This window comes from Sphingomonas sp. S2M10, assembly GCF_012650175.1.
GTDB lineage: Bacteria > Pseudomonadota > Alphaproteobacteria > Sphingomonadales > Sphingomonadaceae > Sphingomonas.
This window is the reverse complement of record NZ_JAAILI010000040.1, coordinates 48,210-61,803: the sequence shown is the minus strand read 5'-3', so window position 1 is coordinate 61,803 and position 13,594 is coordinate 48,210. Positions and strand designations below refer to the sequence as shown.

13 protein-coding genes and 1 tRNA gene are annotated in these 13,594 nt (G+C 67.1%); 7 read left to right on the top strand and 7 right to left on the bottom strand.

Annotation, left to right across the window (positions count from 1 at the left end; genetic code table 11):
• On the bottom strand, positions 1 to 1,452 hold the full coding sequence (locus tag S2M10_RS09445) for an ATP-binding protein (protein ID WP_168845809.1): 1,452 nt from the start codon (positions 1,450 to 1,452) through the stop codon (positions 1 to 3).
• A gap of 75 nt (positions 1,453 to 1,527) precedes the next feature.
• The gene (locus S2M10_RS09440) at positions 1,528 to 2,037 is read right to left on the bottom strand and encodes a GAF domain-containing protein (RefSeq protein WP_247650722.1); all 510 of its coding nucleotides are present in this window, start codon (positions 2,035 to 2,037) and stop codon (positions 1,528 to 1,530) included.
• Between the two features lie 112 nt (positions 2,038 to 2,149).
• Between S2M10_RS09440 and recQ the strand changes: the two genes are divergently transcribed.
• Positions 2,150 to 3,919: a DNA helicase RecQ gene (gene recQ / locus S2M10_RS09435; RefSeq protein ID WP_168845861.1), complete on the top strand. Its 1,770-nt coding sequence runs from the start codon at positions 2,150 to 2,152 to the stop codon at positions 3,917 to 3,919.
• Between the two features lie 64 nt (positions 3,920 to 3,983).
• Positions 3,984 to 4,409, top strand: a complete 426-nt coding sequence (locus S2M10_RS09430) for a TIGR01244 family sulfur transferase (protein ID WP_168845807.1) — start codon at positions 3,984 to 3,986, stop codon at positions 4,407 to 4,409.
• A 264-nt stretch (positions 4,410 to 4,673) separates the two neighbouring features.
• On the opposite strand, the gene S2M10_RS09425 is transcribed toward S2M10_RS09430, so the two are convergent.
• The 4 genes from S2M10_RS09425 to S2M10_RS09410 form a co-directional block, all read right to left on the bottom strand.
• Positions 4,674 to 6,098 (bottom strand): ammonium transporter, encoded by a 1,425-nt coding sequence (locus S2M10_RS09425; RefSeq protein ID WP_168845806.1) that lies wholly within the window; start codon positions 6,096 to 6,098, stop codon positions 4,674 to 4,676.
• Between the two features lie 14 nt (positions 6,099 to 6,112).
• Positions 6,113 to 6,451: a P-II family nitrogen regulator gene (locus S2M10_RS09420; protein WP_010542740.1), complete on the bottom strand. Its 339-nt coding sequence runs from the start codon at positions 6,449 to 6,451 to the stop codon at positions 6,113 to 6,115.
• A gap of 145 nt (positions 6,452 to 6,596) precedes the next feature.
• The gene (locus S2M10_RS09415) at positions 6,597 to 7,205 is read right to left on the bottom strand and encodes an LON peptidase substrate-binding domain-containing protein (protein WP_168845805.1); all 609 of its coding nucleotides are present in this window, start codon (positions 7,203 to 7,205) and stop codon (positions 6,597 to 6,599) included.
• Positions 7,202 to 8,098: a tetratricopeptide repeat protein gene (locus tag S2M10_RS09410; RefSeq protein ID WP_168845860.1), complete on the bottom strand. Its 897-nt coding sequence runs from the start codon at positions 8,096 to 8,098 to the stop codon at positions 7,202 to 7,204. The genes S2M10_RS09415 and S2M10_RS09410 overlap by 4 nt, the downstream gene beginning before the upstream one ends.
• Before the next feature lie 219 nt (positions 8,099 to 8,317).
• Here S2M10_RS09410 and S2M10_RS09405 point away from each other — a divergent pair.
• Positions 8,318 to 8,392, top strand: a tRNA-Gly gene (locus S2M10_RS09405).
• 126 nt (positions 8,393 to 8,518) lie between these two features.
• Positions 8,519 to 9,256, top strand: a complete 738-nt coding sequence (locus S2M10_RS09400) for a class I SAM-dependent methyltransferase (RefSeq protein ID WP_168845804.1) — start codon at positions 8,519 to 8,521, stop codon at positions 9,254 to 9,256.
• A gap of 381 nt (positions 9,257 to 9,637) precedes the next feature.
• Here S2M10_RS09400 and S2M10_RS09395 read toward each other — a convergent pair whose 3' ends face one another.
• Positions 9,638 to 10,333 carry a FadR/GntR family transcriptional regulator gene (locus tag S2M10_RS09395; protein ID WP_168845803.1) on the bottom strand — a complete coding sequence of 232 codons (696 nt, stop codon included), beginning with the start codon at positions 10,331 to 10,333 and terminating at the stop codon, positions 9,638 to 9,640.
• 63 nt (positions 10,334 to 10,396) lie between these two features.
• Between S2M10_RS09395 and S2M10_RS09390 the strand changes: the two genes are divergently transcribed.
• From S2M10_RS09390 to S2M10_RS09380, 3 genes are all read left to right on the top strand, one after another.
• Positions 10,397 to 11,200 carry a DUF72 domain-containing protein gene (locus tag S2M10_RS09390; protein ID WP_168845802.1) on the top strand — a complete coding sequence of 268 codons (804 nt, stop codon included), beginning with the start codon at positions 10,397 to 10,399 and terminating at the stop codon, positions 11,198 to 11,200.
• 262 nt (positions 11,201 to 11,462) lie between these two features.
• Complete coding sequence (locus S2M10_RS09385; RefSeq protein WP_168845801.1) at positions 11,463 to 11,741, top strand: FeoA family protein; 279 nt, start codon at positions 11,463 to 11,465, stop codon at positions 11,739 to 11,741.
• Entirely contained in the window at positions 11,738 to 13,594 is a 1,857-nt protein-coding gene (locus S2M10_RS09380; RefSeq protein ID WP_168845800.1) for a ferrous iron transporter B, read from the top strand. Before S2M10_RS09385 ends, S2M10_RS09380 begins: the two co-directional genes overlap by 4 nt.

Below are 13,594 nucleotides of genomic sequence, written 5' to 3'. Positions count from 1 at the left end.
TCAGCCGTCCGACGCCTGCGTGGTCCAGCCGAGCCTGGGAATCGTGATCGAGCGCTTGCCCGACAGGTCGACGCGGGTGACGAACAGCCCCTTGCTCTCGATATATTGCATCAGCCGCCGTACGCGGCCCAGCGAGCTGGTGCCGTAGCTGGTCGCGATATCGGTATCGCTGGGGCAGGGCAGCCCCTCGCGCGCCGCCTTGGCGACGAGCAGGAACGGGCCCAGCATGTCGTCGGGCAGCGCCCGCGCCGCCTCGAGCGCCTGCGCCCAATCCTCGTCGGGATCGCCATGGATGCCGGCGCGGGCCGCCGAGAGGCGGCGGACGAAGCCGGAGAGGTCCAGCGGCGGGCGATTCAGCCCTACCATCCGACAGCGCACCTGGAAATCCTGGTACAGCACCGAAGGCGAGCGCAGCATCGACTGCTCGTCCTCGACGATCGCGCGCAGCACATCGGCGACGAGGCCGGCGACTTCCGCCGGGTCGCGGTCCGGCTCCACCTCCATCGGCGCGGGCACCGAGCGGGCCAGCGCCTCGAGCATCGTCTCCGAATGCGCATAGCTGGGCGCGGGCGGCGGCGCCGGGGGCACCCATTCGGGCTCGGCGGGGGCGAGCAGCAGGTCCTTGATCTCTTCGGTCGGCGCCTGGGGCAGCGGGGTCAGCTTCGGCGACGAGCTGCGCGCGCTGGTTTCCACCGATCCGATGCGGATCGCCACCGGCCGCCGCGTGATCGCCGGGCCGAGCCCGAGGAAATGCCCGCGGGCGAGGTCGCGGATCGCCTCGGCCTGGCGGCGTTCCATGCCGAGCAGATCGGCGGCGCGCTGCATGTCGATGTCGAGAAAGGTGCGGCCCATCAGGAAGTTCGACGCTTCCGCCGCCACGTTCTTGGCGAGCTTGGCCAGCCGCTGCGTCGCGATCACGCCGGCCAGCCCGCGCTTGCGGCCGCGGCACATCAGGTTGGTCATCGCGGAAAGTGAGGCGCGGCGCACCTCTTCCGCCACTTCGCCGCCGCCTGCCGGAGCGAACAGCTGGGCCTCGTCGACCACCACCAGCGCCGGATACCAATGGTCGCGCGGCGCGTCGAACAGCGCATTGAGGAAGGTGGCGGCGCAGCGCATCTGGCCTTCCGCCTCCAGCCCTTCCAGGCTCAGCACCACCGAGGCGCGATGCTCGCGGATGCGCGCGGCGAAGCGGGCGACGTCGCGCTCGCTATGGTCCACCGCCTCGATCGCGAGATGGCCATAGCGATCGGAGAGCGTGACGAAATCGCCCTCGGGATCGATCACCACCTGCTGGACATGCCCCGCGGACTGTTCGAGCAGGCGGCGGAGCAAATGCGACTTGCCCGAGCCGGAATTGCCCTGGACGAGCAATCGAGTCGCAAGCAACTCCTCCAGATCGACCGGCACGGGGCTGCCCGTGCCGTCGACGCCCATGTCCACGCTGACGGTCATCGCCGCCGCTTTGCCGGATCAGGGGGGGCAGCGGCAAGGGTGCGCCCCACGAAATCTGTGGGTGGTTGTTTCGGATCAGGCCGCGTCGGCGGCATTCCGGCGCTGGCGGCGGCGCTCCAGCGCCTCCATCGTCTTGTCGGCGAGAAGCGTGAGGCGCGCGATATCCTCCTCGGTCAGCTGGGGGCGTGCCATGCGATCGATCACGCACAGCGTGCCGATCCGCTTGCCCGTGGACGTGCGCAGCGGTGCGCCGGCATAGAAGCGGATATTGGGGTCGCCGGTGACCAGCGGGTTCTCCGAAAAGCGTGGATCGGCCTTGGCGTCGTTGACCACGAACACATCGGGCCCGCGGATCGCATGGGTGCAGAAGGAAATGGAGCGCGGCGTCTCCTGCGGCTCCAACCCGACGCGCGCCTTGAACCATTGCCGGTTCTCGTCGATGAGCGAGATCAGCGCGATGGGCACCCCCAGCGCCGCGGCAGCCTCGCGAACGATCGCGTCGAACTCCGCCTCGTTCGGCGTATCAAGGACGCCATAGCCTTTGAGCTCGGCGATGCGGGCAGGTTCATCGGGCTCAAGTGGCATCGTTTTCATCCTCGTACGTTTGCGCCCCCCGGCCCATTCGGGCTACTACAGTAGGACAAGTTAACATTTGCTCGACAGTGCAAGCATTTTGCCGGGCAGTCTGATGGCAGCCATGCGTCCCGATTCCATTGAACATCTCCGCCGGGTTTTCGGCTATGACACGTTTCGCGGCGTGCAGGGCGCGGTGGTCGACCGCGTCATGGCGGGCCGGCGCACGCTCGCGGTGATGCCCACCGGCGCGGGCAAGTCGCTCACCTATCAGCTGCCCTCGGTGATGCTGGAGGGGACCTGCGTGGTGGTCAGCCCGCTGATCGCGCTGATGCACGACCAGCTGCGCGCCGCCGAGGCGGTGGGCATCCGCGCCGCCACGCTTACCAGCGTCGACGACAATCGTGCGGAGACGATCGAGCGCTTTCGCGCCGGCCAGCTCGACCTGCTCTACATCGCGCCCGAGCGCGCCTCGGGCGAGGGATTCCGCAACCTGCTGACCCAGGCGCCGCTCAGCCTGTTCGCGATCGACGAGGCGCATTGCGTGTCCGAATGGGGGCATGATTTCCGCCCCGACTACCGGCTGCTGCGCCCGCTGCTCGATCGCTTCCCCGAGGTGCCGCGGCTGGCGCTGACCGCCACCGCCGACGCGCATACCCGCGCCGACATCCTCGAACAGCTGGGCATTCCCGAAGACGGCCTGATCGTCGCCGGCTTCGATCGGCCGAACATCCGCTACCATATCGCCCCGCGCGAGAACACGACGCGGCAGATCATCGACGTGGTTGCCGAGAACCCCGGCCCGGGCATCGTCTATGCCCAGACCCGCAAGGGCGTGGAGCAGCTCGCCGAGAAGCTGGCAGCGGAGACCGGGCGACCGGTGCTCCCCTATCATGCCGGGCTCGATCCCGAGGTGCGCCGCCGCAACCAGGCGCAGTTCGTCGCAAGCGAGGACATGGTGGTGGTCGCCACGGTTGCGTTCGGCATGGGAATCGACAAGCCCGATGTGCGTTTCGTCGCGCATGCCGGGCTGCCTAAGTCGATCGAGGCCTATTACCAGGAAACCGGCCGCGCCGGCCGCGACGGCGATCCGTCGGTCGCGCATCTTTTCTGGGGCGCCGATGATTTCGCGCGCGCCCGCCAGCGGATCGGCGAGGTCGAGCCCTCGCGCCAGCCCGGCGAGCGCGCGCGGCTGACGGCGCTGGGTGCGCTGGTCGAGACGGCGGGGTGTCGCCGCCGCATCCTCTTGCGGCATTTTGGCGAGGATGCGCCCGAGACCTGCGGCAATTGCGACAACTGCCTCCATCCGCCCGCGGCGATCGACGCGAGCGTGACCGCGCAGAAATTCCTCTCCGCGGTGTTCCGCACCGGGATGCTCTACGGCGTCGGCTATATCGAGGGCATCCTTACCGGGGTTTCGAGCGAGCGCAGCCTGATGAACGGGCATGAGAAGCTCTCGGTGTTCGGCATCGTCGACGGCGATGAGGTGGCGATGCTCAAGCCGGTGTCGCGGGCGCTGCTGCTGCGCGATGCGCTGCGCACCAACGAACATGGCGGGCTGGAGTTTGGCCCCGAAGCGCGGGCGATCCTCAAGGGCGAGGCGAAGCTGGAGCTGGTCCTGCCGCCCAAGCGCGAGCGGCGTCGCCGCGGGGCGAAGGGTTCGGTGCCGAACCCGGTCGGCAACCCGCTGTTCGAGGCGCTGCGGGCGAAGCGCCGCGAGATCGCGCAGGAGACGGGCCTTCCGCCTTATGTGATCTTCCATGATTCGGTGCTGCGCGACATGGCGATGGTGCGCCCATCGTCGCTGGCGGAGATGGGGCAACTCTCCGGTGTCGGCGCGCGCAAGCTCGATGCCTATGGGCAGGACTTCCTGAACGTCCTCCGCCAGTTCTGATCGGCTTCCGCCTGCCCGGCAGGCGCGCTACAGCCTCGCGCTGGAACCAGAAGAAGGACCTGCCATGCCCAACAAGATCGACGAAAGCATCTCGGTGGCCCCGCAGATCCGCCCCGAGGACGTGCCCGCGCTCGCGGCGGCGGGCTTTGCCCACATCATCAACAATCGCCCCGAGGGCGAGGAATATGGCCAGCCGAGCGGCGCCGAGATCGCCGAGGCGGCCGAGGCGGCAGGGCTGGGCTATACCGCGATCCCGGTGACCCCGGGCGGTTTCTCGATGGCGCAGGTGGAGGCGATGGCCGAGGCGCTGCGTTCGGCCCAGGGGCCGGTGCTGGCGTACTGCCGCTCCGGCACGCGCTCGTGCAACCTCTGGGCGCTGGCCACGGCGTACAAGGGCGGCGAGCCCGACGCATTGGTCGCGAAGGGCGCGGGGGCGGGCTACGACCTGTCCGGCATCCGACCGGCGCTGGAGCAGCTGTCCGGGCGCTGAGTCTTTCTTCTCCCCTCCCGCTTGCGGGAGGGCTCGGGGGAGGGACCGACGTGTCGGTTCCTTCCGCGACGTCGTCGCCCCGCGACCCTCATAGCCCCTCCCCCAGCCCCTCCCACAAGCGGGAGGGGAACGCGCATTGCAGCGCTCGGCCCGTCTTCCCCAAGCACAAAAAATGGGCTGGTGGTTGCCCACCAGCCCAGTCGTCCGCAGGAGGAACCTCGGTGGGGCGCCGCGCCAGGAGAGGCTGCGCGACGCCCGAACTTGTCAGTAATTATAGGCGCGCTCGCCATGCTCGTTGATGTCGAGCCCTTCGACTTCGACTTCCTTCGAGGGGCGGATACCCATGGTGAGCTTGAGGCCGTAGAAGAGGACCGCCGACACCGCGCCCGACCAGACCAGGGTGATGCCCACCGCCTTCAGCTGCACGAGCAGCTGGGTAGCGATGCTGTAGCTGGCGGCCGGAACCGCCGGGAACTGGGTGTAGTCGATCACGCCCTGCCCGCCGAGCGCCGGGTCGGCGACGATCGCGGTGCCGAGCGCGCCGATGATGCCGCCCACGCAGTGGACGCCGAACACGTCGAGCGAGTCGTCATATTTCAGCTTGTTCTTCACCGTGGTGACGAAGAAGAAGCAGATCGGCGAGACGATCAGGCCGAGCAGGATCGAGGTCATCGGCGCGGCGAAACCCGAGGCCGGGGTGATCGCGACGAGGCCGGCGACCGCACCGGTCACCCCGCCCAGCAGCGACGGCTTCTTGTGCACGACCTGCTCGATCACCGCCCAGCTCACCGCCGCGGCAGCGGTGGCGACGAAGGTGTTGATGAAGGCCACCGCGGTCACGCCGTTCGATTCGAGGTTGGAACCGGCGTTGAAGCCGAACCAGCCCACCCACAGCAGCGAGGCGCCGATCATGGTCATGGTCAGTGAGTGCGGCGGCATCGGCTCGCTCTTGAAGCCCACGCGCTTGCCGATCACGAGACAGCCGACCAGGCCGGCAATGCCCGCATTGATGTGGACGACGGTGCCGCCGGCGAAATCGAGCGCGCCCAGGCCCCAGAGATAGCCATAGTCGGTCGGCGCATCGACGAGGAAGTCGGGGCCCGCCCAGTACCAGACCATGTGCGCAATCGGGAAATAGGCCAGCGTCATCCACAGCACGGTGAAGATGATCAGCGGCGTGAACTTCACGCGCTCCGCAAAGGCACCGACGATCAGCGCCGGCGTGATGCAGGCGAAGGTCATCTGGAAGCAGACGAAGGCGAATTCGGGGATGTAGACGTTGTTCGAGAAGGTCGCGGCATAGGTGCTCGCGCTCACGCCCACCAGGAACGCCTTGGAGAGCCCGCCGAAGAAGTGGTTGTCGCCGCCGCTGGTGAACGCGATCGAATAGCCCCAGCTCACCCAGACCAGCGAGGCGACCGAGACGATCATGAACACCTGCATCAGCACCGAGAGCATGTTCTTGGTGCGGACCAGGCCGCCATAGAACAGCGCCAGCGCCGGCACCGACATCATCAGCACCAGCGCCGAGGAGATCAGCATCCAGCTGGTGTCGCCCTTGTTGACCATCGTCGCCTGCTGGGCGGCGTCGGGCGCCTTGATCAGTGCGGTCTGCGCCCAGGCGGGCATCGCCGCGACCAGCGCGGCCGCGCCGAGCGCGAGCCCGGCGGTCTTCCATCCTTGCTTCATTGCTACCCCCTTGCTCACAGCGCCGTCTCGTCGGTCTCGCCGGTGCGGATGCGTACGGCCTGGCCCATGTCGAGGACGAAGATCTTGCCGTCACCGATCGCGCCGGTGCTCGCCGCCGCCTGGATCGCCTCCACGGCGCGGTCGGCCAGATCGCTGCCGACGGCGACCTCGATCTTGATCTTCGGCACCATGTTCGTGCTGTACTCGGCGCCGCGATAGATCTCGGTCTGGCCCTTCTGGCGGCCGAAGCCCTTCACTTCGGTGACGGTCATCCCCGTCACCCCCACGGTGGTGAGCGCCTCGCGCACCTCGTCGAGCTTGAAGGGTTTGATGATGGCGATGATGAGCTTCATGTCGCCCCCTCTGGCGGTTGTCCCGGTGAGCAACTTCGCAAGGGGCGTGCCAAATGGAACGCACAGAGGGGATGTGCGTTTTCGGCGGTCAATTATTACGAACTGGTGAATTTTGCGACGCGCATCTGCTCAAAAATTGGGCAGATCACTGCAGGGTTGCGCTGTCCTCGCCGTGCCGGCCGAAGAATTGCATCAGCTGGACGATCAGCTCGGCGCGGTCCGCCAGCGACGGCGCCTCGAGCAGCGCCTGCTTCGACGCGGCATCGAACGGTGCGATCTGGGCGATGCCGTTGACCAGCGATTCGTCGTCGAGCCGGGTGACCGCCTCCCAATCGACCATATAACCCAGGCCATCGGCGAAGCGGCGCGACTCCATCTCGATCGAGGCGCGCCCCGCCAGCGACAGCGATTCCGAGTCGCCCGCCGCTTCCAGCGCGGCCTCGACCTGGCGGAACGGCGTGCCCAGCTCCAGCTCGCGGACGATGGTGAAGCGGCTCAGCCCCTCCAGCACGATGTTGTAGCGCCCGTCGTCGAGCGCCTCGACATCGGCGATCCGGCCGACGCAGCCGACATCGAACAGCGTCGGCGGGTCCTTATCGTCGCGCGGCTGGACCATGCCGATGCGCCGATCCCGCGCGAGAGCCTCGGAGACCATCGCGCGGTAGCGCGGCTCGAAGATGTGGAGCGGCAGGTGCATGCGGGGGAACAGCAGCGCACCCGCCAGCGGAAACACCGAGAGCCGCGTCGTCTTCATCCGAACAGGATCTGCGACAGCTTGCGGCGCTGGGCGGCGACCCAGGGGTCTTCAAGACCCACGACCTCGAACAGCTTGAGCAGCCGCTGGCGCGCCGCGCCCTCGTTCCAGGCGCGATCATCGCGCACCATGGCGAGCAGCGTCGCGGCCGCGCCTTCGCGGTCGCCCGCCGCCATCTGGCCGCCGGCGAGCTCGTAGCGCGCGTCCATGTCCTCGGGGTTCGCAGCCGCGCGGGCGGCAAGACCGGCCAGATCGCCGACCGGCTGCGCCTCGCGGGCAAGGCTCAGCGCGGCGCGGGCACGTTCCACTTCGGGCGCCTTGGCGGCATCGCCCTCGATCGCATCGAGCGCGGCCTGTGCCTCGTCGTGGCGGCTCAGCGCGATCAGCGCACGAACCCGGCCGGCGACGACCACCGCATGGTCGGGCGCAATCTCGGCGATCTGGTCGAAGATCGACAGCGCGCGCTCGGCATCGCCATCGGCCAGCACCTGCTCGCCCATCGCGATCAGCGGCTCGAGCTCGGCCTCGGCGTCGGCCTCTTCGCCGCCGATCGGCAGCTGGCGGAGGATCTGGTCGAGCATCGTGCGCAGCTGCGATTCGGTGCGCGCGCTGGTCAGGTCGGCGACCAGCTGGCCCTGGAACATCGCATAGACCGTTGGGATCGAGCGGACCTGGAATTGGCTGGCGATGAAGTTGTTCTTGTCGACGTCGATCTTGGCCAGCATCACGCCCTTGGGGGCATATTCGTCGGTAACCTTCTCGATCACCGGGCCCAGCGCCTTGCAGGGACCGCACCATTCCGCCCAGAAATCGAGGATGACGAGCTTGGACATCGACGGCTCGACGATGTCCTTGCGGAAGGCGTCGACCGCCTGTTTGTCGGCGGGGCTCAAACCAAGCGTGGCCAAAATGCGCTCCTTCAGCGGTCTGCGGGTGCCGGCGCCTCGGATGGGTGCTCGGGCGGATCGCCTCCTATTTGGGCGCTCGCGGCCCAACCGCCAAGTCTTTTCCAAAAAGTGCAAAAGGGGGGTTGCGCAGTATGAAAGCCGCTGTTAGTTGGCCCGCCTCACCCGCCGAGAGCGCTTCGAAACGCTCCCGGCCACGACGCCAGAGCGGGCGTAGCTCAGGGGTAGAGCACAACCTTGCCAAGGTTGGGGTCGAGGGTTCGAATCCCTTCGCCCGCTCCAGTCGCCGAACGGCGACTGCGTCTCTTCCACATGTCGGGAAATGCCGGCCAGTCGTTGGTGGATCGTTCGAGCCGCACACGGCGCGTCGCTTGCTCGCTCTCGCGCGGCTGATATAGGTCAGCGCGGATGGCTTGGGAGGCGACGACGTTGGAAAATTCCTATTTCGATCTGGAGCGCAATCGGGATGGCGTGCGAGCCGGCCTGCATCGCCAGCTGATCGGCGATCAATGGGATGCCATCGGGTCGCTTCAGTTCGAGTTTCTCGTTTCTGAAGGCCTCAAGCCCGAACACAAGCTGCTTGATATCGGGTGCGGATCGCTGCGCGGCGGCGTTCATTTCGTGAACTATCTGGAGCCTGGCAATTATTATGGCTCGGATCTAAACCAGGCGTTCCTCGATGCCGGCTATGACATCGAGTTGGCGGAAGCCGGCATCCAGGCCAAGCTGCCGCGCGATAACCTGACCTGTACCGATTCCTTTGACCTTCCCTGGCCGGATGCGATCTTCGATTTCGCAATCGCGCAGTCGGTGTTCACGCACCTGACCTTCAATCGGATTCGACAGTGCCTGGTTCGGACCGCGCCAAAGATGAGGCCGGGCGGCACTTTCTTTGCCACATTCTTCGAGCTTCCTCAGGGCATGCCGTCCGATCAGCCGCTCCGCCACGAGCCGGGCGGCAAGGTTACCTATGATGTTCGGGATCCGTATCACTATACGGTCCGCGACCTTTCGTTCGCTATTGGCGACTTGCCCTGGCGGCTGCGCTATATCGGCGACTGGAACCATCCCAGAGCGCAGCGAATGTGCGCCTTTGAGCGCGTCGCGGACGCCCCGTCGCTCGAGGCCAACGACGAGCGATCGTAGACCGTTGCGGAAGTCAGGGCCGCTGACGTCGGGGTGCGATCTTTCCTCTCCCAAAAGCGGATAAACGGCTTGGCGGCCGTTCTTGACGAAGACGAATTGGTGCCTTTCCTTTGCTAGAACGTTCCGGATGCGCAGGAACCCGCGGCATCAGGCGCACGTCGTTTGCCGGGTTCCCTGTCCGCTGAAGGGAAGCGGCGGCCGGTCTGTCGGGCAAGGCGATCCCCGTTTTGAACCGGGCACTATCTGCTTCCTTGCGTCGCTTGGGAGCTCGACCGTATGACGACGCGTTGCCGCTGTTGCGCGGTGCCACGCTTCATGACCCGCTATTCGCCGCAAGCGGGAAGATCTAGTTCAGGTCGAAAGCGATAGCCGAGGTTCTGGTCACGGCATCAGTCGCTTCCGACCTTCCGACAGGTGCCAGCGCATCGCCAGCGCCGCGCCGTCCGCGTCCTGTGCGCGGATCGCTTGCACGATCGTCTCGTGCTCGCGCACCATGGCGGCGATGGGCTCCGCTTCGCGGAGGCGGGCAATGTCGACGCCGGCGCGCATGATCCGCATCGTTTCCTCGTGCAGATGCTCGAACGCCTTCTCGAACGCGGGGTTGGCGGTGGCGCGGAAGATCGCGCGGTGCAGCTGCCAATCTTCGTCATGCGCCGGATCGCTGGAGAGCAACGCCTTCCGCAGATCAACCATCGCCGATTCGATCTCCGCCAGTTGCTCGGGCGAGCGTCGGCGCGCGGCCAGCCGGGCGGCTTCCGATTCGAGCACGAACCGCACCTCATAGGTGCCGAGCGTCGCAGACAGTTCATCGAACGCCATGTGTTCGCCCAGCCGCAGCGACGGGCGACGCATGACGTAGGAACCCGCCCCGCGCCGCGCTTCGGTAATGCCGTCCGCAGCCAGCCGCACCAGCGCTTCGCGCACTACCGTACGGGACATGCCGAAGCTTTCGGCCAGCCGCGATTCGGAGGGCAGTCGGTCGCCGAGGCTCAGGCCTTCGAGAATAATCTCGACGATGCGCGAATAGGCCTGGTCGGCGAGGCGCTGGTCAGTGGCGGGGCTCAGGTTTCGCGGCATCGATACCCACGATACTAAGGCCATGGAAAATGGCGAGTCGCGCCATCGTCGTAGGAGCAGCCGATGTCCGATTCCCCCGCCCCCATCCGCGTCGGCATCGGCGGCTGGACCTTCGAGCCCTGGCGCGGCACCTTCTATCCGGACAAGCTGCCGCAGAAGCGCGAACTGGAATATGCCGCCGCCGCGCTCACCGCGATCGAGATCAACGGCACCTATTATTCCACCTTCAAGCCCGCGAGCTTCGCCGGCTGGGCAGCGGCGGCGCCGGAAGGCTTCGTCTATACGGTAAAGGGATCGCGCTTCGTCACCAACCGCAAGGTGCTCGCCGAAGCAGGCGATTCGATCGCGCGCTTCTGCGGCCAGGGGCTGACCGAACTGGGCGACAAGCTGGGGCCGATCTTCTGGCAGTTCATGGCGACCAAGAAGTTCGACGCGGAGGATTTCGGCGCGTTCCTCAAGCTGCTGCCGGCCGAACAGGACGGCGTGAAGCTGCGCCACGCGGTGCAGGTACGGCACGAAAGCTTCCAGACGCCCGCGTTCGTCGCGCTGTGCCGGGCGGCGGGGGTGGGAATCGTCTTCGCCGATTCGCCCCAATATCCGGGCATCGCCGATGTCAGCGGCGACTTCGTCTATGCGCGGCTGGAAGCGGGCGAGGACGACAATCCGTTCTGCTACCCGGAGGCCGATCTGCCGCGCTGGGTGGACGCCGCCAAGACTTGGGCGGCGGGCGGTCAGCCGGCAGGGCTGCCGACCTTTGCCGACGCGCCCGCGCCAGCCCGCCCCCGCGAAACCTTCGTCTTCTTCATCCATGGCGGCAAGGTCCGCGCGCCGGCGGGTGCCCAGGCGTTCATCCGCCGGCTCGGCTGAGCGGCGAACCCTTTGGCCAGGCGCTTCGTTGATCCCGGGCAACCCAAGGAGGCCCGCATGATCCACGATCCCGAACCGCAGCAGCCGCAGGACGACGAATCCGAAGCGATGGAAGAAGCGCAGGAAGAAGCCGCCGAAGAGCGCGAGCAAGAGGGCGGCTATCAGTGATCCGCCGGCGCGGCGGACTCCAAGTCCGCCGCGCCGCATTCAAGGGCGTTTTCGACCTAGCCATTGCCCCGGGTAATTGATAATCACTCGCAGCATGAACGCCCCCGCCGCGATTCCCGTGCCTGTACGCCTTGCCCAGTTGCATCGCCATGCCCCCGCTACCGTGGCCGGAGTCGATTGGAACAGCCTCGCCGAACCCGAGGCGCGGCGCCTGCGCGAACTGGGTCTCGACGAAGGCGTGGAGGTGGAGCTGCTCCACCGCTCCGGCCTGTTCGGTGGTCCCCTTGCCTGCCGGATCGGCCGCATGACCGTGGCGCTCCGCCGCCATGTAGCCGCCGCGATTCACGTGACGCCGCTGGCCAGGCACGCATGAACACTACGCCATTGGTTGCGCTGGTCGGCAATCCCAATGCCGGCAAGAGCGCGCTGTTCAATGCGCTGACCGGCGCGCGGCAGAAGGTGGGCAATTATCCCGGCGTCACGGTGGAGCGCCATGCGGGGCGGATGGCGCTGCCCGACGGTCGCCCGATCGAGCTGGTCGACCTGCCCGGCGCCTACAGCCTCGATCCCGGCAGCCCCGACGAACAGGTGACGCGCGACGTGCTGCTCGGCCGCCAGCAGGGCGAACGCCTGCCCGACGCGATCCTGACGGTCGTCGATGCGTCGAACCTCGACAACCATCTCCGCTTCACGCTGCAGCTGATCGCGCTGGGCCTGCCGATCGTGGTGGCGCTGAACATGGTCGATCTCGCCGAGCGGGACGGCCTCAAGCTCGACCCGGAAGCGCTTGAGCGCGAACTCGGGGTGCCCGTGGTCTCGACCGTCGCGGTGCGCCGGCGCGGGCTCGATGCGCTCAAGGAGCGGATGGGCGAGATGGTCAAGGGCGTGACCAAGGTCCGCCCCTCGGCCGGGGTGCAGCACGACATCGTCCTGCTCCAGCGCCGCGCCCGCCAGATCGCCACCGCCGTCACCGTCTCGGAAACCGCTGCGCGCCGCTGGACGCACCGGCTCGACGCGCTGTTCCTCCATCCCGTGGCCGGGCCGCTGATACTGCTCGGCACGATGTTCCTGATGTTCCAGGCGGTGTTCGCCTGGTCCGAAGTCCCGATCGGCTGGATCGAGGACGGGATGAAATGGCTGGGCGGCGAAGTGGGAGCCGCGCTGCCGGACGGCGTGTTCCGCTCGTTGATCGTCGATGGGGTAATCGCCGGTGTGGGCGCGGTGGTGGTGTTCCTGCCGCAGATCCTGATCCTGTTCGCCTTCATCCTGGTGCTGGAGGCGACCGGCTATATGGTCCGCGCCGCCTTCCTGATGGACCGGGTGATGGCGAGCGTGGGGCTGTCCGGCCGTGCCTTCATCCCGCTGCTCTCCAGCTTCGCCTGCGCGGTGCCGGGGATCATGGCGACGCGCACCATTTCCGACGAGAAGGACCGGCTGACCACGATCCTGATCGCGCCGCTGATGACCTGTTCGGCACGCCTGCCGGTCTACACGATCATCATCGGCGCGCTGATCCCCGATCGGGCGGTGCTGCCGGGTGTGGGGCTGCAGGGGCTGGTGCTGTTCGTCCTCTACATCCTCGGCATCCTCGGCGCCTTCGTCGTCGCGCTGGTGCTGCGGCGGACCGTCACCAAGGGCGCGACGTCGGGCTTCATGATGGAGATGCCCAAATATCAGTGGCCGAGCGCACGCGACGTGCTGCTCGGGCTCTGGCAGCGCGCGCTGATCTTCCTCAAGCGCGCCGGCACGATCATCCTCTACACGACGGTGATCCTCTGGGCGCTGTTGAGCTTCCCCAAGCCACCCGAGGGCAGCGGCATCTCCAATGTCGATTATTCGATCGCCGGGCGGATCGGCACCGGCTTGCAGACGATCGTCGCGCCGATTGGCTTCAACCGCGACATGGCGCTGGCGCTGATCCCGGCGATGGCCGCGCGCGAAGTGGCGGTGGCGGCGATCGGCACCGTCTATGCGATCGACAATCCCGATGACGCAGCGGGCGAGGAGTCGATCCGCGAACAGCTCCAGAAGCATTGGAGCCTGCCGAGCGCGCTCGCCTTCCTGATGTGGTTCGTGTTCGCGCCGCAGTGTATTTCGACCATCGCGGTGACGCGACGCGAGACCAATGGCTGGAAATGGCCGGCCTTCATGATCGGCTATTTGTTCGCGCTCGCCTATGTCGCGGCGGGGCTGACCTATTGGAGCGCGGTAGGCCTCGGGCTTTGA

Coding starts and splice junctions, on each gene's coding strand:
- S2M10_RS09445 (WP_168845809.1), bottom strand. CDS start 1,452: ATGACCGTCAGCGTGGACATGGGCGTCGACGGCACGGGCAGCCCCGTG.
- S2M10_RS09440 (WP_247650722.1), bottom strand. CDS start 2,037: ATGCCACTTGAGCCCGATGAACCTGCCCGCATCGCCGAGCTCAAAGGC.
- recQ (WP_168845861.1), top strand. CDS start 2,150: ATGCGTCCCGATTCCATTGAACATCTCCGCCGGGTTTTCGGCTATGAC.
- S2M10_RS09430 (WP_168845807.1), top strand. CDS start 3,984: ATGCCCAACAAGATCGACGAAAGCATCTCGGTGGCCCCGCAGATCCGC.
- S2M10_RS09425 (WP_168845806.1), bottom strand. CDS start 6,098: ATGAAGCAAGGATGGAAGACCGCCGGGCTCGCGCTCGGCGCGGCCGCG.
- S2M10_RS09420 (WP_010542740.1), bottom strand. CDS start 6,451: ATGAAGCTCATCATCGCCATCATCAAACCCTTCAAGCTCGACGAGGTG.
- S2M10_RS09415 (WP_168845805.1), bottom strand. CDS start 7,205: ATGAAGACGACGCGGCTCTCGGTGTTTCCGCTGGCGGGTGCGCTGCTG.
- S2M10_RS09400 (WP_168845804.1), top strand. CDS start 8,519: ATGGCTTGGGAGGCGACGACGTTGGAAAATTCCTATTTCGATCTGGAG.
- S2M10_RS09395 (WP_168845803.1), bottom strand. CDS start 10,333: ATGCCGCGAAACCTGAGCCCCGCCACTGACCAGCGCCTCGCCGACCAG.
- S2M10_RS09390 (WP_168845802.1), top strand. CDS start 10,397: ATGTCCGATTCCCCCGCCCCCATCCGCGTCGGCATCGGCGGCTGGACC.
- S2M10_RS09385 (WP_168845801.1), top strand. CDS start 11,463: ATGAACGCCCCCGCCGCGATTCCCGTGCCTGTACGCCTTGCCCAGTTG.
- S2M10_RS09380 (WP_168845800.1), top strand. CDS start 11,738: ATGAACACTACGCCATTGGTTGCGCTGGTCGGCAATCCCAATGCCGGC.